The sequence below is a fragment of the Pseudomonadota bacterium genome, from assembly GCA_026388255.1.
GTDB lineage: Bacteria > Desulfobacterota > Syntrophorhabdia > Syntrophorhabdales > Syntrophorhabdaceae > JAPLKB01.
Genome location: JAPLKC010000011.1, coordinates 1 through 21627, shown reverse-complemented (window position 1 = coordinate 21627; position 21627 = coordinate 1). Strand labels below are relative to the sequence as shown.

Sequence of the window (21627 nt, the reverse complement as noted above, 5' to 3'; positions counted from 1 at the left end):
TCTCCTCATGCCCTGTTTAAATCAATTCCTGTCAACATATCCTTAAGCTCCCCGAATTGATCCTCAACAGTATCAATAAGGGGTTTTATTGTTTCGAGCTTACCTTGTTTTGCGGCAAGCTCAATGTCCTGGGCCGTTTTATTGATTGTTCCGACACAAAAATTGGCAGATGCGCCTTTAATCGAATGGGCACACCTCTGAATTAAGAGAAGATCACCTTTTTCGAAAAAATCTTTCAGTCTTGATAACTGGATAGGTGTGTCATTCAAATACACATCCATTATTTCTCTGACAAGTTTTTCATCAATATCCAACCGTTTCATTAAGGCATCCATATCAAAAATAGACTTATTAGATACAGACATTTTCGCCGTACATTCCTCTTTATTAAAAACTATTTTTTTTATAGCTTCAATAATTTTTTCCTGAAAAACAGGTTTTGATATATAATCATCCATGCCGGCTTTTATACATCGTTCTTTATCCTCAGACATTGCGTCCGCTGTAATGGCAATTATCGGGGTGTGCCTATCAGAGCCTTTTTCATTTTCACGTATAATCCTTGTAGCTTCAAATCCGTCCATCTCCGGCATGTGTACGTCCATAAAGACTATATCATATTTGTGATGTTGCAATGATTGAACAGCTTCTCTTCCGTTATTGACAATATCCACTTCATAACCCATTTTAGCAAGTATCATGAAAAGTAATTTTTGATTTGGCTTGTTGTCTTCTGCAACAAGTATATGCATTTTACGCTTCCTATCTTCAGCAATAGAAAAACGGGTAACAATTCGTCTTTTGTCTGGTTCAACTCTGCCCTCTTGTATTACCGAGAGTAAACAATCATACAGTTGAGAACCTTTTACCGGTTTTGTAAGAAAAGCTGAAAAACCTATTTCCTTCATTCTATTTACATCGCCTCTTTTTCCGAATGATGATAGCATAATCAAAATTGTATTGCTAAGATTTATATCGTTTTTTATCATCTTTCCCAATGTTTCTCCGTCCATTTCGGGCATATTCATATCCAATATTGCAATGGTAAAGGGATCGTTTTGTTTTATGCCATGAAAAAGCTTATCTAATGCCTCTCGTGCTCCTTCAGCTTTATCATGTTTAAATCCCCAAGAATCAAGCATTTTGCTTAAGACATAACAATTTGTCTTATTGTCATCCACAATAAGAATGCGCTGATCTGTTTTATCTACAGGTTTGGTAAACATATCAGGCACTGTTCTTAATTGTTTGTCAAAAACTGCAGTGAACCAGAAAGTTGAGCCCTTTCCTTCTTCACTTTTTACGCCAATGTTACCCCCCATGATTTCTACAAGGTTTTTAGATATTACAAGGCCAAGGCCTGTACCTCCGTATCTTCGTGTTCTCGATGAATCTATTTGAGAAAAAGATTTGAAAAGTTTCTCCAATTTATCTTCGGGTATGCCGGGACCTGTATCGGTTATCGAGAAACGGGGTGCGGCACTCACCTCATTTTCATATACAAGATCTACAATAACAGAGACCTCGCCTTTTTCTGTAAACTTTATAGAATTACCAATGATGTTAAGCAAAATCTGACGAAGTCTCCCAGGATCACCAAGAAGCAGAGACGGGACATCAGGATTGATAAGGCACACCAATTCCAGGCCTTTTTCATTTGCTTTAACTGCAAGCGTATCTATTGTGTCCTCTATGGTAATACATAAATCAAAATCAATTTTTTCAAAATCCATCTTTCCGGCTTCGATTTTCGAAAAATCCAGAATATCATTAATAATTTTAAGCAAGGCATCTGCAGATGTTTTTGTTATTTCCAGAAGCTCTCTTTGTCCCTGCGTAAGTTCGGCATCCAGCAATAAATTTGTCATACCAATAATGGCATTCATTGGGGTTCGTATCTCATGACTCATATTGGCAAGAAAGTCCGATTTTGCCTTATTTGCAGCGTCAGAATCTTCCATTGCTTTTTTCATTACCTCTTCAGCCTGTTTTTGCTCGGTAATATCCATTACAATCCCGACAATGCCTGCAACTACACCATCTGAATTTGTAAATGTACCTTTTTTTATTATAATTTCTCTATTTATTCCGTTTTGATCTGCGAAATTCGACCTGTAAGTTTTTTGACCATGATTATTGATAAGTTCCATGTCAGAGGCAAAATGTAAGGATACCTCTTCCTCTGTATAATTTAACTCCATCAATGTTTTTCCGATTAGTTCTTCTTTTTTAATACCTCTGTATTCTTCAAATGCTTTGTTGCAACCAAGATATAGCCCATTTAGATCTTTGTAAAATATTGGGTTTGGTACATCATCAATAAGGGTTTGCAGGAAGTTTATCTGTTCGTTTAATTTGTCTTCAGCTCTCTTTCTTTCAGTTATATCTCTGAGAAAAGCAAGTGATGACGGTTCGTCATTATATATGGTTTTTACCGCAGAAACTTCTATATATATGATTTTATCTTCTTTTGTAATTCCTTTGAATTCATAACTGGATGGAACTGAATGACCGCTTTGTCGCCGCCTGTTTAATGCCAAAACCTTGTCTCTATCATCAGGGTGGACAGATATGGCAATATCCTTGCCGACCACTTCTTCAAGTGAACCATATCCGAACATATCAAGATATTTTCTGTTCACGTATTGCAGCTTGTCTCCACTTACAAGTACAATACCATCATTGGAGTTTTCTATGGCTATTTTGTACCATGATTCGTATGTCCCTGTTGAACTTTCATTATCTTGTTGAATGATGATCCCGGCTTCAGTATTTTGTTCGTTTTTATCCATATCTTCACCCCGGAAGATAATAAATGCTTCCTTTCATCATATACACAATATTGTTCATGAAATCAATTTTAACGGTTAGTAAACTAAAAGTTTTTTTGAAAAACCTACACTTTGATAAGATTCTGGTCATATCAATTTCCATTCAATAGTCCATACCGCGCACGAAGATGAATGCTGACCGATTTTGTTATACGGTTTAGCAGGTTAAATGTTTCTTAATTAATGGAAATGTTAAAGAACAGACCATTAGCTCCCCTACTTTAATTCACATCGTGATTTAAGGTTATCCCATTCTTTTGTGACACGCCCCTGTATTTTTGCTATCTGATCGTCATTGAGATGCCTGAACCTGCCCTGCCCCTTAATATATTCTTTAATAGGCTTTAATGGTTCAGGGCTGTGAGTAATCTTATATTGACCATTCTCTACTTCATACAGTGGGAAAACGCCTGTTCTTACAGCTAATTTCCCATATTCTATTGCAAGGTCTGTAGGTATCCTCCACCCTGTCGGACATACGGAAAGTATGTGTAAATATGATGGACCGTCAGCCATACGAGCTTTTTTTACCTTACTGAAAAGATCAAAGGGGTATGAAGGGCAAGCAGTTGCTACATATGGAATATTGTGTGCTACTGCAATTTTAGGCATATCCTTTTTCCATGTTGCCTGTCCTATGCTCTTCTTGCCCGGCGGGCTTGTTGTGGTTGAAGCGCCATAAGGTGTAGCCGAAGAACGTTGAATGCCTGTATTCATGTAGGCTTCATTATCCAAGCATATGTAAGTAAATTTATGCCCTCTCTCTAAGGCGCCCGAGAGAGCCTGGAGTCCTATATCACTTGTTCCACCGTCACCAGCTATGGCAACAACGCGAATATCTTCTCTGGGAATCTTGTTCTTTTCCATTAAAATTTTTAATGCCCCTTCGATACCTGATGCAACGGCTGCAGCGTTTTCAAAGGCAACATGAATCCAGGGGAGTGTCCAGGTGGTAGTTGGCAGTGGGGTAGAAATAATCTCCATACAGCCGGTTGCCATTACAAGTATTGTATTCTTCCCGAATATTTTAAGCGCAAGCCGTACCGCCAGTATCTCGGCACATCCCTGACATGCCCGGTGGCCTGAGACGGCAAATTCTTCTTCAGGATTATCTGTATAAATTTCAATACCTTTTTGTCTCATCCTCTCACCCCTATTACCTTAAAATTCTTATCCCTGATAGGTACCGTGCTTTTTTCACAAGCTGTTCCATTGAATATATCAATAAAACTTTCAGGAAGGACATCCCTTCCGCCGAGTCCTACAATATAGTTTTCCATATGCATAAGTAAACTATTAGTACACATGACTGAAGAGATTTCCTGAAAAAGGGGACCGTTTGGGGCGCCTGCAGGCATAACCCGTTCAATAACAGCAACTCTCTTCTTGTCTTTAAGGACTGAGAAAAGCTCTTCTGACGGGAATGGCCTAAAGAGGCGTAACTGTACAAGGCCTGCGTTCTTTCCTTCTCCCTTTAGCTCATCAATGGCGGTTTTTATATTTTCCCCGATGGAACCGAGGGCAACAAAAACAAAGTCAGCATTCTCTGTATTATATGTCTCAACAGGCTTATACTGTCGTCCAAATTGTTTTCCAAATTCATCCATTACGTTTTTTATTATTTCTTTGGAATTGATGATTGCCATTTCTTGGGCATATTTTGCCTCTGTGTATAATTCAGGCATTGCGTAAGCTCCCATTGTCACAGGTTTATTCGGATGTAATGTATAAAGGGGGCTATATGGAGGGAGGAATTTGTCTACCATCATCTGGGAAGGAAGTTCAATAGGTTCAATTACATGGCTTAGAGAGAATCCGTCTAAATTTACCATTACAGGCAGGAGCACGCCCCTGTCTTCTGCTATCCTAAATGCCATAATAATCATATCGACTACTTCCTGACCGTTCTCACAAAATAGCATGATCCATCCGGTATCTCGTGCTGCCATAACATCGGAATGATCACCCCATATAGACAGCGGCGAGGATAATGCACGGTTTACTGTAGCCATAACAATGGGAAATCTCATCCCCGACGCAATAAAAAGTATTTCATGCATCAGCTCTAATCCCTGAGCGCTGGTAGAGGTAAACGTCCGGGCGCCTGTAGCAGAGGAGCCACAGCAAGCCGACATTGCTGAATGTTCTGATTCTACATTAATATACACCGCATCAAGCTCTCCATTGGCAACGATCTCGGCGAGGTGCTCTACGATATGTGTTTGAGGGGTAATTGGATAAGCGGCTATTGCCTCAACCCGCGCAAGCTTTGCCGCAATGGAAGCAGCTATTGATACTTCAATACCTTTTTTCATCGTCCTTCCTCCACCATCTTGATTGCACCGGGTTTACACTCCTTGGCGCAAATACCACACCCCTTGCAATAATCAAGATTTGATAAATAAAACCCCTCGTTTGTCTTAAAAACCGTCGCATCAGGGCAATAGAGCCAGCATAAGCCGCATTTAATACATTTTTCATTATTCCAGACAGGTTTGAAGGAACGCCAGTCACCTGTCTTATATTCCCTTGCATTTCCAACTTCTTCAATGACGCATCCAACATTCAACTCATGCCATTTATATTCTTCCATTGGTTTAGCCATTTAAGCCTCCTCAAGTATATTTTATAATATTAATGGAAATTATTTTAAATAATTTAAATGTGAATTTATTAACAAACTCATTTAATAAACTTTAATAGACACTGTATATATTTTTATTATAATAATTATAGTATTTCAATATAAATAATTCCGATTTATTTATAATTTTAGTTGTATGAAATTTGTTGTAAACTAAAGAAATTGTGCTTACATTAATCAATTCAGATCATTACCTTAAAAAGTAGGTACTATTTACATAGAAAATACAAATACATTATATTGTGAATTAATTAACATATTTTTTAGATTGTATACATTATCAAAAATGTATTGACAAAAAAACTGAGGGATATTTAAATATAAAGAAAAGGAGGTAGCCTTATGCCAATATATATAATGATGAGCACCCTGACTGATGAAGGGAGAAAAACAATAAAAAAACATCCGGAGCGCATTGAAGAAGTTAACAGGGAAATAGAGAATATGGGAGCAAAAGTCCTTGCCCAGTATGCATTGCTTGGACAATATGATTTTATCACTATACTTGATGCACCCAACAATGAGGCAGTATCAAAAATATCTATTGACCTTGGTGCCCGGGGAACTGTACATATAACGACCCTTCCGGCGTTATTAATAGACGAATTTATAGAAGGAATGACAAAATAGATTTTTAACTTGACTAAAAAACTATCAATATAATAACTTCTTTGATGTTTTACAGTTAAATATAAAATCAATTAATGAATAAAAATATGCTTACATATAAAAAAGCCGGTGTTGATGTAGCAAAATCTGAGAACCTTATTGACGGTTTAAAAGAAAAAATTCACAGCACCTTTAACCCCTTCGTGTTAAATCCGATTGGCGGATTTGCATCTCTTACGGAAATCCCTCGAGGTTATCAAAATCCTATACTTGCAACATCCACGGACGGAGTGGGAACAAAACTCAAAATTGCATTTCAAAGCGGTAAGCATGATACGGTCGGGATAGATCTGGTTGCCATGTGCGCCAATGACATATTGACACTCGGTGCCCGGCCATTCTTTTTTCTTGACTACTATGCCTGTGGAATTGTTCAGGAAACCTTATACAAAGATGTCCTTTCCGGTATATGTGAGGGGTGCAGGCAGGCCGGATGTGCCCTTATCGGTGGTGAGACTGCTGAAATGCCCTCTTTTTACAAAGACAATGAATATGATCTTGCAGGTTTTATTATCGGTTTTGTTGAAAAAGATAAAATTATTGATGGTTCAAAAATAATTGATGGGAATGCTATAATAGCACTGCCTTCGAGTGGTTTGCACAGCAACGGCTTCTCGCTGGTGAGAAAGGTTTTTTTTGAGGTAAATAATTATATAGTTACTGATTATATAGAAGGCATTGATGGTAAGCTTTTTGAAGAGTTACTTAAGCCGACAAAAATTTACGTTAAGGTTGTACAAAATATTCTTGAATCATTCAATATAAAAGGGATGGCGCATATAACAGGCGGTGGTCTACCTGGAAATATTAAAAGAATTATACCGGAAGGTCTTGCGGCAAGCATAAACCTGTCAAATGCTGAAATCCCATATATTTTCAAACTTATAATGAAATTAGGAGATATCGGGTTTGAGGAGATGTGTTCTACGTTCAATATGGGTATTGGTTATATAATTGTAGCGGATAAAAACGACGAACAGGCAATTCTTGATAAACTTATCAATTCAGGGGAAAAGGCATTCACGATTGGGTATATCCATAGTGCAACAGGTAATGAAAAAGTTAATGTTTCTTTGACAAATAGTTGATTATTGATTTTTTTGGTTTAACCATGTTTCATCTCTTCAAATACATTTTTCTTTATATCTTGTGCAGACTCGCTCCTAAGTTCATCTTGTAGCGGACATTCGTTACAATTTGGTATTTTTTTGCAATAATGCTGGCATAAATGAACTATTAAAGCGTGGAATTCATTAAATAAATAGGTATCATGCGGAAGATTGTCCATAAAAAAGTTTTGTACATCGTTATAATCAAAGCTGCCTCTGTAGATGTCATGATTTTTTAAAAATCTTTTTGTATAAGCATCGACAACGAAAATTGGCTTGTTAAGAGCGTACAGCATAATGCTATCAGCGGTTTCATAACCAATTCCATCTATACTGAGCAATAATTTCCTTAATGTCTTGTTCTCTATCTTTTTAAGATTGTTTATATTTTCAGAATATTCTTCATACAATAATTTGACAAAATTTTTCAGCCTTTTAGATTTAATATTGAAAAAACCGGAAGGTTTTATTATCTCGCCCAAACAGGCTGTGTCTATTTCGTACAGTTTTTTAACATCCAAAAGGTTTTCATTTCTCAGGTTTTGAATCGCTTTTTCAACATTCGTCCATGCGGTGTTTTGTGTAAGTATTGCCCCTATGGAAATCTCAAGTTGTGATTCTCCCGGCCACCAGTATCTTTTCCCAAAAGACATCAGTAATGTCTTAAATATTCTTAGTAACCTCTGGTTCGTGTTTATCATCTTTTATAAAAAATATCTGGTGAATAATTGCTATCAGATCCAAGTTCTCTGTATAGATTTTCACCTCAATTCTACCTATTCGCGTACCTTTATGTGTTAATACTGCCTCAGCAAAAACGGTTTCATTTTTCTTCACTCCCTTCATATATTGTATTGAAGATTCAACGAGTACCGCTTTTTTACCGAGGGTATTGCCACAAGCTCCACCAATGTGGTCTGCAAAGGTAAATAATATTCCACCATGTGCATTACCAAAAATATTAACGTGTTCTTTCTTTATTTTTAATTTTCCCTTTGCAAAGCCTTCCCTTATTTCATAAATGTCTATTCCAATAAGCTTACCTACATTGCATTGATTAAAACTATTTTTGATTTGTTCCTCATACATTGACAATACCTGCTTTATTTTTCGTTTAACAAGAGCAATTCCATATAACATAACAAAATCGAAACATTAATTGGAAATAAAATAATTCAGACAATATAGAACCACCATGCCCTTGACAAAATATATGCTATCGGTTAATCTATCACAAACGGGCCCATAGCTCAGTTGGAAGAGCCACCGGCTCATAACCGGTAGGCCCCTGGTTCGAGCCCAGGTGGGCCCAAATAAAAATACAATGTATGAAAATATTACAATTAAGGAAAATATATTAAGGGGGTGTGCCCATGAGGTACACCCCCTTTAATTTTTGGAGGGTGAAAGTTGGAGCAAGAATTAAGAACCATTTATGAAGCACAGCAAATTGATGCCCAGATAGCTGAAAATGAAAGGAAAATGTATTCAGTTCCAAAAATAATAGAAGGGTTGGATAATGAAATAGAGGAAATAAATAATAAGATCGAGAAGGAAAAAATGATTGCTCAAGAATTAGAAAAAGAGAGGAATAAAAAGGAAAAAGCTCTCGATTTTGAAAAAGAAAAAATAAAAAAGTTTGAATCAAAACTTAATGAAATTAAAACAAATAAAGAATACCAGGCATTACTTAAAGAAATTGAAACGGCAAAAGAGGCAAATGATAGAACCGAAGAAGAAGTTTTGGTGTTAATGGACAAGATTGAAGAATTAAAAAAAGACTATGAAACATCAGAAGGATACCTTAAAAATAGAAAAATTGAAGTAGAAAAAGAAAAAAACAGATTGAAAAAGGAATTCGATGTTATTGAAAAAACAATTGGCGGGTTTAAAGAAACAAGAAGTAAACTTCTCAGTGTTGTCAGCGATAATTTGAGGGCTACATATAACACGCTTATTGAGAAAAGAGGCGGCACGGCAGTTGTAAACCTGAAAAATGGCGTTTGTCTCGGTTGTTATATGAATATTCCCCCACAATTATTCATAGAAGCAACAAAAAATAGACAACTTATTCTTTGCCCAAGCTGTAACAGGATATTTTATTTTTTAGAAGAAGACTAATGGAATGGCATATATATATTGACGGTGCATCTTTTGGCAATCCAGGAGAATCTGGCGCGGGGATCATAGCCTTTAACAAAGACGGGCGTGAGTTGTTTAGAGACAGCATATATCTCGGACATATGACCAATAATATGGCAGAGTATGAAGCTTTTGTTCACGCTCTTAAAAGAGCCTATCAATCATCAATTAAAAACTTATATATTTATACGGATTCACTTCTTGTTGCCAATCAAATTTCGGGTAAATACAAAATAAAAAACTCGCAATTGATGAAATATGCTGAAACAGCAAAGAATATTATAGAATATTTTAACAATTTTACATTAAAATATATACCAAGGGAAAAAAATACTTTAGCAGACAAACTTGCGAAAAATGCAGCAGGTAAAAAAGGGGTAGACGGGTAATCGCAGGTTTTAGGCCTGAGGAAAGTCCGGGCATCAAAGGGCAGGATGGTCCCTAACAGGGACTGGGGGTAACCCTAAGGAAAGTGCCACAGAAAATATACCGCTTCGTTTTCTTACGAAGTAAGGGTGAAAAGGCGAGGTAAGAGCTCACCGGTTCCGTGGTGACATGGGAGCCTGGTAAACCCCATCCGATGCAAGGCCAAAAAGGGGGCTGTCAAAACTTGACAGCGAGGATTGCCCTTCCTCTAACCCAGGTAGGTCGCAAGAGATCCTGGGCAACCTGGATCCAAGAGAAATGATTATCTGCTGATTTATCAGCAACAGAACTCGGCTTATAGTCTACCCCTTTAAAATATAAAACAATGAACTGCCCTGTCGTAAGCAATTGGTTATTCTATGTCATTCCGTGCTTGACACGGAATTCAGTCCGGTTTTTTGAATGTTGCTTCGCAAGTGAAGATATCGGCTTCTGCCGGAATTACAATCAAACGCGCTAATCCGTGTGGAATGTGCCCGTGACAATTCAATCAAAGGAAGCATTGGCTTGGATAAAGGGCACACTTAAAAAATAGTTGATGAAAAAATTGTTAATCATATTATGTATTGTCTGCCCTACCCTGTTTATCTATAATGTTCAGTCCAGGGATTTTTGGGCACCGGACGAAGGAGACTTTGCGGAAATCGTTACAGAGCTAAGCGATAACTTCATAGTGCCCCATTTGAACGGCATGCCATATGGCGAAAAACCGCCACTTTTTTACTATATCACGTATGCTTCTCAAAAGGCACTTTTCTGGGCAAAAGATGAGACTTCGATGAGGCTTCCTACGGCAATTTTCGCCTTTTTTTGTGCAATATTTACTTTTGTCACAATAAGAAAGTTTTTTGATAAAGAAACGGCAATGTTTTCTACTTTTATTCTTATTACTGCACCGCTCTTTTATTGGCAAGCAAGATATCTTCAGGCAGATATGATATTTTCAGTTTTTGTGGTATGCGGGCTTCTTTTTTTTCTTTGGTTCTATTTCACAAGCAGAGCATATTTTCTTTATCTTTTTTTTCTTTGCACAGGCTTGGCATTTACAACAAAAGGTCCTCTCTCGATTGCCCTGATGTTTCCTGTTGTATTTATATTTTTAATGCTTGAAAGGAACTTCAAAACTATTAAATTCAAGTTAATCAGCATAGGCTTTATCATTTTTTTGTTTGTAATTTTACCGTGGTATATCGCGATATACCTGAAAGAAGGTATGCCGTATCTTTATGAAAATATCATTCGTCAAAATCTGACAAGATTTTTCGATGCATGGAGTCATAAAAGACCAATATATTATTATCTGACAACCCTGCCCCTGGATTTTTTTCCGTGGAGTCTGTTTTTACCTGCAGGAATCTTTATTGCGTATGCAAAATTCAAAAATGACACCGGAATAAAATTCTTTCTGGTGTGGTTTTTGTGGATGTTTGTCTTTTTTTCCATTTCTTCTGGTAAAATAAGCAAATATATGCTGCCTGTTTTGCCTTCAATTTCGCTTTTAACTTCATATGCTTTTATTAAAAAAGATAACAAATATAATTTATTAATGTTTTCAATCATTTCAGCTATTTTATTGATCCTCGGTATGCTCCTTATTTTATATAAGATAGATATATATAAGGAATTTATAATAGAACGTATTTTACTTGGCTTATTGTGCTTTATCTTTGTAATAACAGCTTCCTTTTTTCTTTGGAAAAAAAAGCAGATTTATGTATTTTTTACCCTTTTTTTATTTATGATAAGTTGCTATACAATAGCCAATTCATCTGTGTATAAAAAGTTAAATCCTTATAAATCACCAAAATCTATGTGCGAAAAAATAAAAAACTATACTAAGGATAACACGCCGTGGGTTTATTATGGAAGCATCAGGGGTATATATGTATATTATGTAGGAAAATATGCCATACACGTTGATGAACACAAAATTGATGAGTTGCATAAAATAAAAGGAAATCTTGAACAATTTTATATACTCACAAGAAAAAGAGATATGAATGAAGTGAACAACGCATTAACCTGCGTGAAAGTGATATTTGAAGAGAAAATTGGTGAAACCGTTATGGTCTTCGCATACTACAAGAAAAAGATATAAATAAACATTCTATGAAAAAAGACACTTTAACTATCAAGCACATAATCGCCCTGCTTTTACTGTCATACATTTTTTTATTTCACGGGATTGGTGATTATTCATTAAAGGAACCTGACGAGGGGAGATATGCAGAAATTCCCAGGGAAATGATTGAATTAAATGATTATATAGTCCCGCATTTAAATTATGTAAGGTATTTTGAAAAACCACCCCTGTTTTATTGGGCTGTCGCTGTTTCTTACAAGTGTTTTGGCATAAATGAGTGGGCTTTCAGGTTTCCAAATGCCTTCTCTGCATTCTTATGCGTAGCTGCACTTTATATATTTATAAGAAGGTGGATCAACAGGGAAACTGCTTTTATATCTTCAATCATCCTTATATCATCTTTTGGTTTCTTTTCAATGGCAAGGATTGTAACTATTGATATGTTTTTCAGTATGTGGCTCTTTCTTTCCCTGCTTTTTTTCTACGGATACTATAAAGAAAAGAAATTGTTTTACATATACTTTTTTTACGCTATCTTAGGATTAGCAACACTTGCTAAAGGTTTTGTTCCCATTATGCTTGTTGCCGTTACAATCATTATTTTCCTTCTGTCAGAAAAGAAAATGTCGTTTCTAAAAGAACTAAAATGGGTAAAAGGTTTAGCCATTTATTGCCTTATTGTGCTTCCATGGCTCTTGACAATCTCTTTAAAAGAAAAAGAGTTCTTTTATTTCTTTGTTATTGACCAGCACATATTGCGGTTTTTAACATCAAAACATAAAAGAACAGGTTCTATATTTTATTTCTTCCCTGTATTGTTTGGCGGCATGTTCCCATGGTCTATTTTTATCCCCCGTGGCATCATACATTTATGGAATAAAAGTGAATTAAGATTATTTATTATTTGGAGTATTGTGGTTTTTATCTTCTTCAGTATTTCAAAATCAAAATTACCACCCTATATCCTTCCCATTTTTCCACCTTTATCGATTATGATTGGCTACCTATTTTATGAGAAATGGCGTCAGCAAAGTAAAATAAGTTTAGAGTCTCTCTCCTATATATTTATTTTTTCCCTCTTTGCGATAGCTTCTATTCTTGGCATAAAGGGGGCATTAAACCAGTGGGTGAATCAAATATCATCAGAAGCACTTAATATCCTTGATAATTTAAATGGTTTCTTAATCACAGTCTCTGTTGTTTCAATTTTATCAGCATGTCTATTTTGTCTTCGCAGGTTCAACAGGTTTTCCTTAACGTTTTATATTTTATCCATATTTTCCTTTTTATTTATAACCACTCTTCTGTTAAACCTGAATACAATTGATACCCTAAACACTACTAAAAAATTGGCTGACACCATTAATGAAAAAAAGGATGGTGATGATTATATAATCAACTATGCTTCATACGATCAAACGCTTCCCTTTTATACCAAGAAAAGAATAGTAATTGCATCTTACACGGGTGAATTGGAAATGGGGTCAAAATATGATGATTCAAAAACATATTTTATAGATGAGGATACTTTCATTAATCTATTTAAAACCGATAAGAATATTTTTTGCGTTTTAAAATCAAAAAGACTGAACCGATTAAAAGAAAAAATACCTGAAAAGATATCGATAATTGCTTGCCATAATGAAAGATGTTTGATTACAAATAAGTATTAAAGCGTTACTCTCAAATGGTTTAATTGGAAAACCGGAGTCCAGAACTACTTGAATTCACGGATATTTACTTTGTAAACATGACAAAAAAAGGAATTATACATTTTTGCAAGAACATCGATTATTAAGTTATAATATTCACAAAGTAGTATGCTATTCTTGACAAGAATTTATTGATATGTTAATAAAATAACAAGCTGGAGACATAATGAGTAATTTTTTTGATAAACTTACTGTTAGACAACTAAAAGCAGAAGATTTAGATTATATTGTCGATATTGATACTAAGGTTCTCGGAGAAACAAGACGGGACCACTGGATTACAAAGATTATTAAGGAAGCAGCAACGAGGCCCCCTGATGCTTCTCTTGTTTCTGAGATTGATGGTAAAGTTGTAGGATTCATTCTTGGAGAGGTAAGCGGCTGGGAGTTTAAAGTTCCGAACAATATTGGATGGATTGACACAATTGGCATTGATCCCGATTATCAAAACAGAGGTATCGCAAAAGTTCTTGCAAATGCTCTTATAACAAATCTTAAAAATTATAAAGTTGATACAATTTATACACTTGTCAATTGGAATGATTGGGACTTGCTACAGTTTTTCCATGCTATGGGTTTTTCCAGAGGCGACATGATTAATCTTGTTCTTAACGTATAAGAACCTTACACTTCGCCGCTGAAAATCCTCAACTTCATATTCGGATAAACCGCATTAGTTTTCAGTTTATTTGCTGACTTTATACTCGAAATATCCGTACCGTATTTGTTTGATATGGTAGCAAGAGTCTCACCTTTCTTGACTATATGGTATTTTATCCCCTTTTTCTCTTTCTTTTGAATATGGTTTACGAGCCGTAACTTCATATTCGGATAAACCGTATCGGTTTTCAGTTTATTTGCTGACTTTATACTCGAAATATCCATACCGTATTTGTTTGATATGGCAGCAAGTGTCTCACCTTTCTTGACTATATGATGTGTTATTATTGGTCGTTCTTTCTTTTCAGTGTTATTAACATCCGGTCTTTTCGACACTTCTTTGGTATAAAGTTTTGCAACTGTTTTATTCTTTCCGGCTTTTAATAAGCCAGCCTCTTTCACCGGTTGATCATTAAAACGAGGGATACTGATAATAATACCTGGTTTTACTTTCATTTCTTCGCCTGACCCATTCACTAACAACATCTCATCAGGTGTTATCCTATATTTTTTTGCAATTTTTATTACTGTATCACCTTTTCTTACTTTATATGTTGATACACCTTTTATCTTCTTTTCATTATTAAGAACTAACTGTAAATTACTATTAAAAGTATTTTTATCAACAGAATTTGGCAACTTTATCATATAATCGTGGGTATCGGGCGGTGTTATACCTCTCAATATTTCAGGGTTTATTGACTTTAAAGCGTTAATATCTATAGAAGCCGCTTTTGCGATAGAATAAAGAGAAAATCCTGCTGGCACCTTCATTTCCATGAATCTGACCGGCTGGTCATAGACAATACTCCCAAAACCGAATTTTTCAGGATCTTTTGCAATGATTGCTGCGGCAATAAGCTTGGGAATATATTCCCTTGTTTCTTTTGGAAGTGTGTTGTATTTAACAAGTTCCCAGAAATCGTTTGTATTGTGTCTAACTATTGCTTTTTCTATTCTTCCTTCGCCTGCATTATATCCTGCTGCAGCAAGATACCAGCATCCAAACTGATTGAAAAGATCTCTCAGATACTTAGTGGCAGCAACAGTTGATTTTTCCGGGTCCCTTCTCTCGTCTATCCAATAATTTGACCTTAGGCCATACCTTCCGCCTGTAGCATAAATAAACTGCCAAGGTCCTGATGCATTTGCAGGGGAATATGCCTTTGGATTAAAACCGCTCTCAATCATTGCAAGGTAGACAAGATCTTCAGGCAGTCCCTCTGCACTCAATATCTCCTTAATGATCGGGATATAAAACCTGGATCTTTTTAGCCAGTTACTGAATACCTTTCTTTTTTCATTTGTAAAATACTGTATGAAATATTTAACTGCGTCATTAAATACGATGGGTATGTCAAAGTTCTTATTATAGTCTTCCCCTAAAAGTGATACTATATCGTCTTCATCGTCAATATTTTGCACTACTTCTTTTCTTGGCTTAACGCTTTCTTTCCTGACGACCTTGGTAGTCTCTTTTTTTTCTGTTAAAACAGCGTTGTTGTCCAAAGGTGAGTTATATGCAACATTGTTCCCCGTAGTAGAGCATCCGGCAATAGGTATTAAACCTGTTATAATGCATAATATTAAAAATCTTCTCATCTTTATCCTTATTATAGCAAGAAATGTACCATCATCTTAAATGATGATAAATGTTATGGTTTATATATGTCAACAAAAAAGTTACCATTTAATCCTTAAAGTTATTTAATACTTTCCCGATCAGACCTCTGTAACCGTTTGCAAATTCGTATGCATTCATTTTTTTCCTGTTCTCTAACTGTATTTCTTTAATAAGGATAGACCCATCTATCGTTGATACCAAAATCCCTTCTTTGTTCTTGCCCAGTATCATACCGGGTATTCCTTTCCTGTTAAGTGCATTTATTTCCCCGTCAAAGATTTTAAATAATATATTATCCAGCGATGTATATGCTGTAGGCCATAACACAAAGGCTTTTATCTGCCTCACAATTTCAATTGCCTTTTTATCCCAATCTATCTTACCCATTTCTTTCTTGATTATCGGTGTATATGTAGCATCTTCGTCCTTCTGGTTAATGCCTTCCATCAGGCCCTGTATATTTATTCGATCAATAATTTCCGGAAGTATTTCGGCAGCCCTCTTGGAAAGCTTTTCGGAAAGTTTTATCATGTTGTCATCCCGAACTATTTCTGCATCTTCCTGGTAAACGATATTGCCTGCATCCATCTTTTCAACCATTTTCATTATTGTAACGCCTGTTCGCTCTTCTCCGTTTAAAATAGCCCATTGAATGGGCGATGGTCCTCTATATTTTGGTAGCATTGATGGATGAATATTTATTGCGCCTATAGCAGGCAAATCCAGAGCCCATTTCGGAAAAATAAGGCCAAAAGAGGCAACTACAAATAAATCCGGTTTAAATACCTGAAACCCCTGCGCAGTTTCATCTTTAAAAGATTCTATTTCCATAAGCGGGAGTTCCATTTCAATGGCTGCCCTTTTAACCTCATTATCATCGAGTGTATAGCCTCTGCCTTTTGGCTTTCCTTTCTTTGTTACTACAAGTGAAACATAGGGAGATATTGATTTTAAAGGAGGCACTGAAAAACTTGAGGAACCAAAAAAAACTATGTTCATCTCTCGTTCTTTAGATATTGTTTTTTAAAAAGATGTTTTTTAACCGGGCTTAAATAATCAATAAAAACAATACCATTAAGATGGTCTATTTCGTGTTGAAATGCCCTTGCCAGATGCCCTTCGCATTCCATTTCAAAGGCCTTGCCTTGCAATGTTATTCCATTTATCAAAACCTTTTTTGACCTTTTTACATAATCATAATATTTTGGAACACTTAAGCATCCTTCTTCTTCGGAAATCTCCTCAGGATCTTTATCAATTATTAAAGGATTGATGACAACAATAGGCTTGTTATCCTTCTTTAATTGCAAGTCAAGGACGATGAGCCTCAATGAGACCCCTACCTGATTTGCTGCAAGCCCCGCACCTTGGGCAAGGTACATCCTCTCTACCATATTCTCCGAGAGTTTTTTGATCTCATCTGTAACATCTTTTACAGGTTCGGCGACTATTCTGAGAATCGGATCAGGGTATGTTATTATTTCAAGAAAGGGCATACATATTATTAAATCAAATCAGACCTGGAGTCAATATTACATTTAGGGCCGGTTTGCATGACCGGTAATCCCGGACAAAGTGTAAAAGTAATAAAAGGTGCGGCTACAGCAAATGTTCCATCAACGCATCTGGTTCAAAAACACGCTTTATATGGAAAGATCGCCAAGGCACCGGGAATACGAGACATGGGGACACAGGAAGATCGTTATGGTTTATAGAATTATTGCCCGGAAAGACAAAATAAGCCCGTTTATAGATAAATCGTCAACGGGTTTATTTTGTCTTTTTGTCTCGCTATTTTTTTATACTTGTCAACATACTGTCAAGACTATCCACCAGTCTTACAGCAAACTCTTCATCCTCCAGATTGCAATCAATTTCTTCTATGTCTATCTTAGCCTTTAGCAGGGCTTTTAACTCATTTAAAAATATAAGATCATCCTGGGGATTATAAAGGATGGTACCAGCCTTATCTATGTTAGACCAGCCTTTCATGGGGAAAAGAAATTTTATGGGGCCCTTGGCTTTGTTGAGCTTTTCTGCATACAGTCCAGCGGCGACCTTTAATTCTTCAGGGTTGAAGCGAACATATGACCTCAATTCGTCAAGCTTGAAAGTGGGTCTTGAAATATACTTCTCAAAATTTTTACGAGTAGGGCCGCAACCTGTCAAATTCAGGCAGCATGGAGTAAGCACAAGAGGGATTCCTCTTTCAATAGGTGCATCGAGCCTTTGCATACCTGCCGCCCTTGTTCCGCCGTAGTATTCCTCAACAAGCCCTGCAGGCACAATATCTATAACGCCATCAAAAAATCCGTTTGCTATGAAATTATCCATTACCCTGTCGCTTGTGCCCTGGGCATGAAAAGAAAAAACATTGTAGCCCTTCTTTTCCAGAAGTTCCTCCACCCACCGCGCACATTTGGGCGTGAAGTTTAATTCTGTAATGGCAACCGAATTTGGAGGAAGTTTCAGCGATGTATAGTTCTTGCCAATATCCACCATACCCGAGATTGCCCCTGCCACCTGTTCTATTGCGTGCCACGCCAGATCATTAATGCTTCCAACTTCCACAATAAGTTGCATGAGTGTAATGTCAGACGCACCGAAGAGATCCTTTACGTAGGCAACCATTGCTGCCGTGGTGCCGATAACCTTGGGAATGCCGAAGGGAAGCCTTTGCATAATCGATGCTGCAAGCATTGCCATGCTCAACCCGCCTAATGCAACAATCCCGTCAATCTCTCCTTTTGATAAAAGCTCCATAACCTTATTACCAGCCCCGATGGCCATAACTTTCTTTAATTCAGCAATGCCCTTTTCTTTTAAAAATGCCGGGACATCTGATCCTGAATTCGGACCTGAGCAGGCAAGTATTTCGGAAGGAGGGATATCCGCTTTAAACGGAGGTTCATTGCCCATACTCAAATCCAGTATTACTGCCTTCTGTCCCCGCGCTTCAATCTTTTCCTTAAGATATGCGATCTGCTGAGCCTTTGTATCTAATGTCCCGAGAATAATTATTCTTTTCACTGTAACTCCCCTTTTAAGTTTTTTTGTGTAACCCTTCAGATCTGTGGTGGGTTACTTTTTGTCTACCTCTAATCCCAACACAAGAACTATATAAAAGGAAAGGGCATAAAATCAATGAAAAGTATTTTATGAACCTATTATGCTTTTTTATAGAACCTTTTGAAGTAATCTGAAAAAAACAGCAAGGGAGCATTTTTTGCCCATGGAGAGCGTCAAATTGTCTTCCGGTCCTTCTGTATACCTTTATTTATCATCTTATTATATTAAGGGCATTAATGGGTTCATAAAATAAATTGATTTGATTTCAATCCACTTCACTCATTATAGTTATTTGTATCAAGCAGCTAATATTATTGGAACGACAGCGAAACAGGAAGGCTTAAATATAATTATGTGTTTGGTATCCTTTTCGAGAAAAAAAGCCCTTGATTTTCAGACGAGGGTTTTAGCATCCCACTATGGCTAATGATAACACCATCTTTGATAAAAGATATTGTAAAACGCGCATAACCGTAGAAACCTATATAAAGGTCGCAAAATACGATGCCATTTGAAAAAATAAACAATTTACAAGTCTATTATGAAGTACACGGTGAAGGTGAAGTTATTATCCTTATGCACCATGGCTTCGGATCCACCAGAATCTGGGATTCCGTTTATCCGCACTTTGTAGCCCAGGGCTATAAGGTGGTCATGTTTGACCGCCGGGGTTATGGCCGATCAGAGAGAGGCGATGATTTTCCTGAATTTTTTCAAAGCGACCGATACCGGTTGGAAAGCGTGGAAGAACTGAGAATACTGAAAGAAAACCTTGGCATTAAGGAATGCCATCTGTTAGGACAGTGTGAAGCTGGTGTTATCGGTATCGACTATTCAATCAGGTATCCCCGGGAGGTGAAAACTCTCACTGTTGCCGGCACCCAGTGCTATAGCAAAGTGCCCATGACTGAATTTGTCGTTACAAAGTTTAAAAAACAATTTGCAGATCTGGAAGCTGATATCCAAGCCAGGACGATTAAAAATCATGGGGAAGCTGCTGAGATGAATTATAACCTGTTCATCAAGGCCGGCGGGGCTTACGGTTTAGATTATTTTGATCTGCGGCCTATTCTTTCGCTTGTTCCCTGCCCTACCCTTATACTCTATCCTGACCGCAGCATCTACTTTGATGTTGAACAATCCATTGCCTTTTACCGTCATCTCTTAAAGGGCGAACTGGTCGTTTTTCCGAAATGCGGCCATGATACCCATGAAGAACGGCCTGAAGACTATACCCGTACTATATTGGACTTTATTAAGAGAAATACAAAAGGCGGAGACTCAAATGTCCATCCGGCCATGACATGTTTAGCATAAATATGTACGTCAAGGAGCGCGACGACGAGACAACGAAGTTACCTGTCCGCCGTGACCAACGGATAAGCGGGAATGATTGAATCCGAATTGGTATTAATCGTGGTATAACGAATGAAATGATGTCCCGATAGCTTTCCCGAATTTGGCCGACTCCCCGATCTCCTTCAGGAAGCTGACAAACTTTGAAGCTGCAGGGGAAAGGGTTTTGCCCTTGAGGTGTATGACGTCAATATAAAACGAAAAGTTGCCCTCATCTAAAGACACGGTCAACAATTCTCCTCTCGCAACATCCTCTTTCACACAAGTGCTTGGGAGAAAAGAGTGTCCCTTGCCTTGTTTGACCAATCGTATAATGAACTCTGTGCTGCCTGCTTCAATAACAGATAAGGGCTGCAGGTTTCTTTTTTCAAATTCTTTCCAGATACACGATTGTGTAGAAGACCCTGCACCTGTGCAGACAAGAGGATCTTTTGCTACCTCACTCCATGACACATTATCTTTTTTTGCCAATTTACTCTGTGGCGACACGATCAATACTATTTCATCGGTAGCAAAAGGTATGGCTTCTATTTTGTCAGGATACGGCAATCGTGCAACAATCGCCAGTTCATGGTGGCGTTGTAATATCGATTCCACTAATTCTTGAGAGTTGTTCTCATCAAGAAACAAACGTATGCTGGGATACTGATCCTGGAATGAGGAGACGACAATCGGCATCAGACCGTAGGCCAGCGATCTTGCAGTTCCAAGCCTTAAAAAACCTTTTTTAAGGTCTTGCAATTCTCTCACTGCATGTGTCGCTTCGTCAATAAGACCGAAAATCTTTTTTGCATATTCGTATAAAATTTCGCCTGTTTCGGTAGGTCTTAATTCTTTACCGAACCTGTCAAGGAGGGTATACCCTAAAAACCTCTCCAGGGAACGTACCTGCATAAAAACCGCAGGCTCTGTAACGTTAAGTTCTTCTGCAGCTTTTGAAAATGTTCCTGTTTTTATAACGCCATAGAATGCTCTTAGCTGATTGAGATTCATATTTTAATAGGGTTTTCGTATTGTTTTTTTATGATATTACTTTTAGTAACAATACTATAAGACTAATTGTCTTGCTAAGTCAACATCAAAAACCTTATACAAAATACTATAGAATTCTCAGTTTTTTAGATTAACAGCAGGTTTTTGAGAAGAAGTTATAAAAACAGTAAGGAGGCAGAATTATGAGAGAATTGGAATACGATGGCATTATCATCGGAGCAGGCCCCAACGGCCTGACAACAGCAGGTTATTTAACAAAGGCAGGTTTGAAGATTGCAATCCTGGAAAGGAGATATGAGATCGGCGGAG

The 21627-nt window shown here is 37.1% G+C and carries 20 protein-coding genes, 1 tRNA gene and 1 other RNA gene; 10 read left to right on the top strand and 12 right to left on the bottom strand.

The features are described from left to right. Nucleotides 1–5: 5 nt before the first annotated feature. The 4 genes from NT178_00700 to NT178_00685 all read right to left on the bottom strand — a co-directional run bounded on the left by NT178_00700 (nucleotide 6) and on the right by NT178_00685 (nucleotide 5436). Nucleotides 6–2792 carry a response regulator gene (locus NT178_00700; GenBank protein MCX5811055.1) on the bottom strand — a complete coding sequence of 929 codons (2787 nt, stop codon included), beginning with the start codon at nucleotides 2790–2792 and terminating at the stop codon, nucleotides 6–8. A 255-nt stretch (nucleotides 2793–3047) separates the two neighbouring features. Continuing rightward, entirely contained in the window at nucleotides 3048–3974 is a 927-nt protein-coding gene (porB, locus tag NT178_00695) for a pyruvate synthase subunit PorB (GenBank protein MCX5811054.1), read from the bottom strand. Beyond that, nucleotides 3971–5146: a pyruvate ferredoxin oxidoreductase gene (gene porA / locus NT178_00690; protein ID MCX5811053.1), complete on the bottom strand. Its 1176-nt coding sequence runs from the start codon at nucleotides 5144–5146 to the stop codon at nucleotides 3971–3973. Before porA ends, porB begins: the two co-directional genes overlap by 4 nt. Continuing rightward, nucleotides 5143–5436: a 4Fe-4S binding protein gene (locus NT178_00685; GenBank protein MCX5811052.1), complete on the bottom strand. Its 294-nt coding sequence runs from the start codon at nucleotides 5434–5436 to the stop codon at nucleotides 5143–5145. The genes porA and NT178_00685 overlap by 4 nt, the downstream gene beginning before the upstream one ends. A 381-nt stretch (nucleotides 5437–5817) precedes the next feature. Here NT178_00685 and NT178_00680 point away from each other — a divergent pair, with 381 nt between their 5' ends. Both NT178_00680 and purM read left to right on the top strand, forming a co-directional pair. After that, complete coding sequence (locus tag NT178_00680) at nucleotides 5818–6105, top strand: GYD domain-containing protein (protein ID MCX5811051.1); 288 nt, start codon at nucleotides 5818–5820, stop codon at nucleotides 6103–6105. 86 nt (nucleotides 6106–6191) lie between these two features. Continuing rightward, complete coding sequence (gene purM, locus NT178_00675; GenBank protein ID MCX5811050.1) at nucleotides 6192–7232, top strand: phosphoribosylformylglycinamidine cyclo-ligase; 1041 nt, start codon at nucleotides 6192–6194, stop codon at nucleotides 7230–7232. 17 nt (nucleotides 7233–7249) lie between these two features. Here purM and NT178_00670 read toward each other — a convergent pair whose 3' ends face one another. Further along, a complete protein-coding gene (locus NT178_00670; GenBank protein ID MCX5811049.1) occupies nucleotides 7250–7954 on the bottom strand; it encodes an endonuclease in 705 nt (234 codons plus the stop codon). After that, nucleotides 7917–8393, bottom strand: a complete 477-nt coding sequence (locus NT178_00665; GenBank protein MCX5811048.1) for a PaaI family thioesterase — start codon at nucleotides 8391–8393, stop codon at nucleotides 7917–7919. The genes NT178_00670 and NT178_00665 overlap by 38 nt, the downstream gene beginning before the upstream one ends. Nucleotides 8394–8492: 99 nt before the next feature. Between NT178_00665 and NT178_00660 the strand changes: the two genes are divergently transcribed. The 3 genes from NT178_00660 to rnpB all read left to right on the top strand — a co-directional run bounded on the left by NT178_00660 (nucleotide 8493) and on the right by rnpB (nucleotide 10135). Further along, nucleotides 8493–8565, top strand: a tRNA-Ile gene (locus NT178_00660). Between the two features lie 98 nt (nucleotides 8566–8663). After that, on the top strand, nucleotides 8664–9374 hold the full coding sequence (locus NT178_00655) for a C4-type zinc ribbon domain-containing protein (GenBank protein MCX5811047.1): 711 nt from the start codon (nucleotides 8664–8666) through the stop codon (nucleotides 9372–9374). 394 nt (nucleotides 9375–9768) lie between these two features. Next, an RNA gene (gene rnpB, locus NT178_00650) (RNase P RNA component class A) lies at nucleotides 9769–10135 on the top strand. A gap of 982 nt (nucleotides 10136–11117) precedes the next feature. Here rnpB and NT178_00645 read toward each other — a convergent pair. Beyond that, nucleotides 11118–11381, bottom strand: coding sequence for a hypothetical protein (locus NT178_00645; GenBank protein ID MCX5811046.1), 264 nt, complete (start codon nucleotides 11379–11381; stop codon nucleotides 11118–11120). Nucleotides 11382–11631: 250 nt separating this feature from the next. On the opposite strand from NT178_00645, the gene NT178_00640 reads away from it, so the two are divergent. The 3 genes from NT178_00640 (at nucleotide 11632) to NT178_00630 (ending at nucleotide 14235) form a co-directional block, all read left to right on the top strand. Next, nucleotides 11632–11919 (top strand): hypothetical protein, encoded by a 288-nt coding sequence (locus tag NT178_00640; protein MCX5811045.1) that lies wholly within the window; start codon nucleotides 11632–11634, stop codon nucleotides 11917–11919. An 11-nt stretch (nucleotides 11920–11930) separates the two neighbouring features. Then, entirely contained in the window at nucleotides 11931–13577 is a 1647-nt protein-coding gene (locus NT178_00635) for a glycosyltransferase family 39 protein (GenBank protein MCX5811044.1), read from the top strand. Between the two features lie 205 nt (nucleotides 13578–13782). Then, on the top strand, nucleotides 13783–14235 hold the full coding sequence (locus NT178_00630) for a GNAT family N-acetyltransferase (GenBank protein ID MCX5811043.1): 453 nt from the start codon (nucleotides 13783–13785) through the stop codon (nucleotides 14233–14235). A 5-nt stretch (nucleotides 14236–14240) separates the two neighbouring features. Here NT178_00630 and NT178_00625 read toward each other — a convergent pair whose 3' ends face one another. From NT178_00625 to NT178_00610, 4 genes are all read right to left on the bottom strand, one after another. Further along, the gene (locus NT178_00625) at nucleotides 14241–15878 is read right to left on the bottom strand and encodes a LysM peptidoglycan-binding domain-containing protein (GenBank protein ID MCX5811042.1); all 1638 of its coding nucleotides are present in this window, start codon (nucleotides 15876–15878) and stop codon (nucleotides 14241–14243) included. A gap of 88 nt (nucleotides 15879–15966) precedes the next feature. After that, nucleotides 15967–16899 (bottom strand): methionyl-tRNA formyltransferase, encoded by a 933-nt coding sequence (gene fmt, locus NT178_00620; protein ID MCX5811041.1) that lies wholly within the window; start codon nucleotides 16897–16899, stop codon nucleotides 15967–15969. Then, a complete protein-coding gene (gene def, locus NT178_00615) occupies nucleotides 16896–17396 on the bottom strand; it encodes a peptide deformylase (GenBank protein MCX5811040.1) in 501 nt (166 codons plus the stop codon). Before def ends, fmt begins: the two co-directional genes overlap by 4 nt. A gap of 295 nt (nucleotides 17397–17691) precedes the next feature. Then, nucleotides 17692–18930, bottom strand: a complete 1239-nt coding sequence (locus NT178_00610; GenBank protein ID MCX5811039.1) for a Tm-1-like ATP-binding domain-containing protein — start codon at nucleotides 18928–18930, stop codon at nucleotides 17692–17694. 543 nt (nucleotides 18931–19473) lie between these two features. Here NT178_00610 and NT178_00605 point away from each other — a divergent pair. Next, nucleotides 19474–20286: an alpha/beta hydrolase gene (locus NT178_00605; GenBank protein MCX5811038.1), complete on the top strand. Its 813-nt coding sequence runs from the start codon at nucleotides 19474–19476 to the stop codon at nucleotides 20284–20286. A 93-nt stretch (nucleotides 20287–20379) separates the two neighbouring features. Here NT178_00605 and NT178_00600 read toward each other — a convergent pair whose 3' ends face one another. After that, nucleotides 20380–21318, bottom strand: a complete 939-nt coding sequence (locus tag NT178_00600; GenBank protein MCX5811037.1) for a LysR family transcriptional regulator — start codon at nucleotides 21316–21318, stop codon at nucleotides 20380–20382. A gap of 182 nt (nucleotides 21319–21500) precedes the next feature. Here NT178_00600 and NT178_00595 point away from each other — a divergent pair. Then, nucleotides 21501–21627: FAD-dependent oxidoreductase (locus tag NT178_00595; protein ID MCX5811036.1), on the top strand; the 127-nt coding region annotated here is incomplete at its 3' end.

Bases quoted from the DNA above. Each gene is read 5' to 3' on its own strand.
- NT178_00645 (MCX5811046.1), bottom strand. From the start codon at position 11,381: ATGATTGAAAACATTAATAAATTATATTTGTTATCTTTTTTAATAAAA.
- NT178_00635 (MCX5811044.1), top strand. From the start codon at position 11,931: ATGAAAAAAGACACTTTAACTATCAAGCACATAATCGCCCTGCTTTTA.
- NT178_00700 (MCX5811055.1), bottom strand. From the start codon at position 2,792: ATGGATAAAAACGAACAAAATACTGAAGCCGGGATCATCATTCAACAA.
- NT178_00625 (MCX5811042.1), bottom strand. From the start codon at position 15,878: ATGAGAAGATTTTTAATATTATGCATTATAACAGGTTTAATACCTATT.
- NT178_00640 (MCX5811045.1), top strand. From the start codon at position 11,632: ATGTGCGAAAAAATAAAAAACTATACTAAGGATAACACGCCGTGGGTT.
- NT178_00665 (MCX5811048.1), bottom strand. From the start codon at position 8,393: ATGTTATATGGAATTGCTCTTGTTAAACGAAAAATAAAGCAGGTATTG.
- NT178_00605 (MCX5811038.1), top strand. From the start codon at position 19,474: ATGCCATTTGAAAAAATAAACAATTTACAAGTCTATTATGAAGTACAC.
- NT178_00685 (MCX5811052.1), bottom strand. From the start codon at position 5,436: ATGGCTAAACCAATGGAAGAATATAAATGGCATGAGTTGAATGTTGGA.
- NT178_00630 (MCX5811043.1), top strand. From the start codon at position 13,783: ATGAGTAATTTTTTTGATAAACTTACTGTTAGACAACTAAAAGCAGAA.
- NT178_00670 (MCX5811049.1), bottom strand. From the start codon at position 7,954: ATGATAAACACGAACCAGAGGTTACTAAGAATATTTAAGACATTACTG.
- purM (MCX5811050.1), top strand. From the start codon at position 6,192: ATGCTTACATATAAAAAAGCCGGTGTTGATGTAGCAAAATCTGAGAAC.
- NT178_00680 (MCX5811051.1), top strand. From the start codon at position 5,818: ATGCCAATATATATAATGATGAGCACCCTGACTGATGAAGGGAGAAAA.
- porB (MCX5811054.1), bottom strand. From the start codon at position 3,974: ATGAGACAAAAAGGTATTGAAATTTATACAGATAATCCTGAAGAAGAA.
- fmt (MCX5811041.1), bottom strand. From the start codon at position 16,899: ATGAACATAGTTTTTTTTGGTTCCTCAAGTTTTTCAGTGCCTCCTTTA.
- def (MCX5811040.1), bottom strand. From the start codon at position 17,396: ATGCCCTTTCTTGAAATAATAACATACCCTGATCCGATTCTCAGAATA.
- NT178_00600 (MCX5811037.1), bottom strand. From the start codon at position 21,318: ATGAATCTCAATCAGCTAAGAGCATTCTATGGCGTTATAAAAACAGGA.
- porA (MCX5811053.1), bottom strand. From the start codon at position 5,146: ATGAAAAAAGGTATTGAAGTATCAATAGCTGCTTCCATTGCGGCAAAG.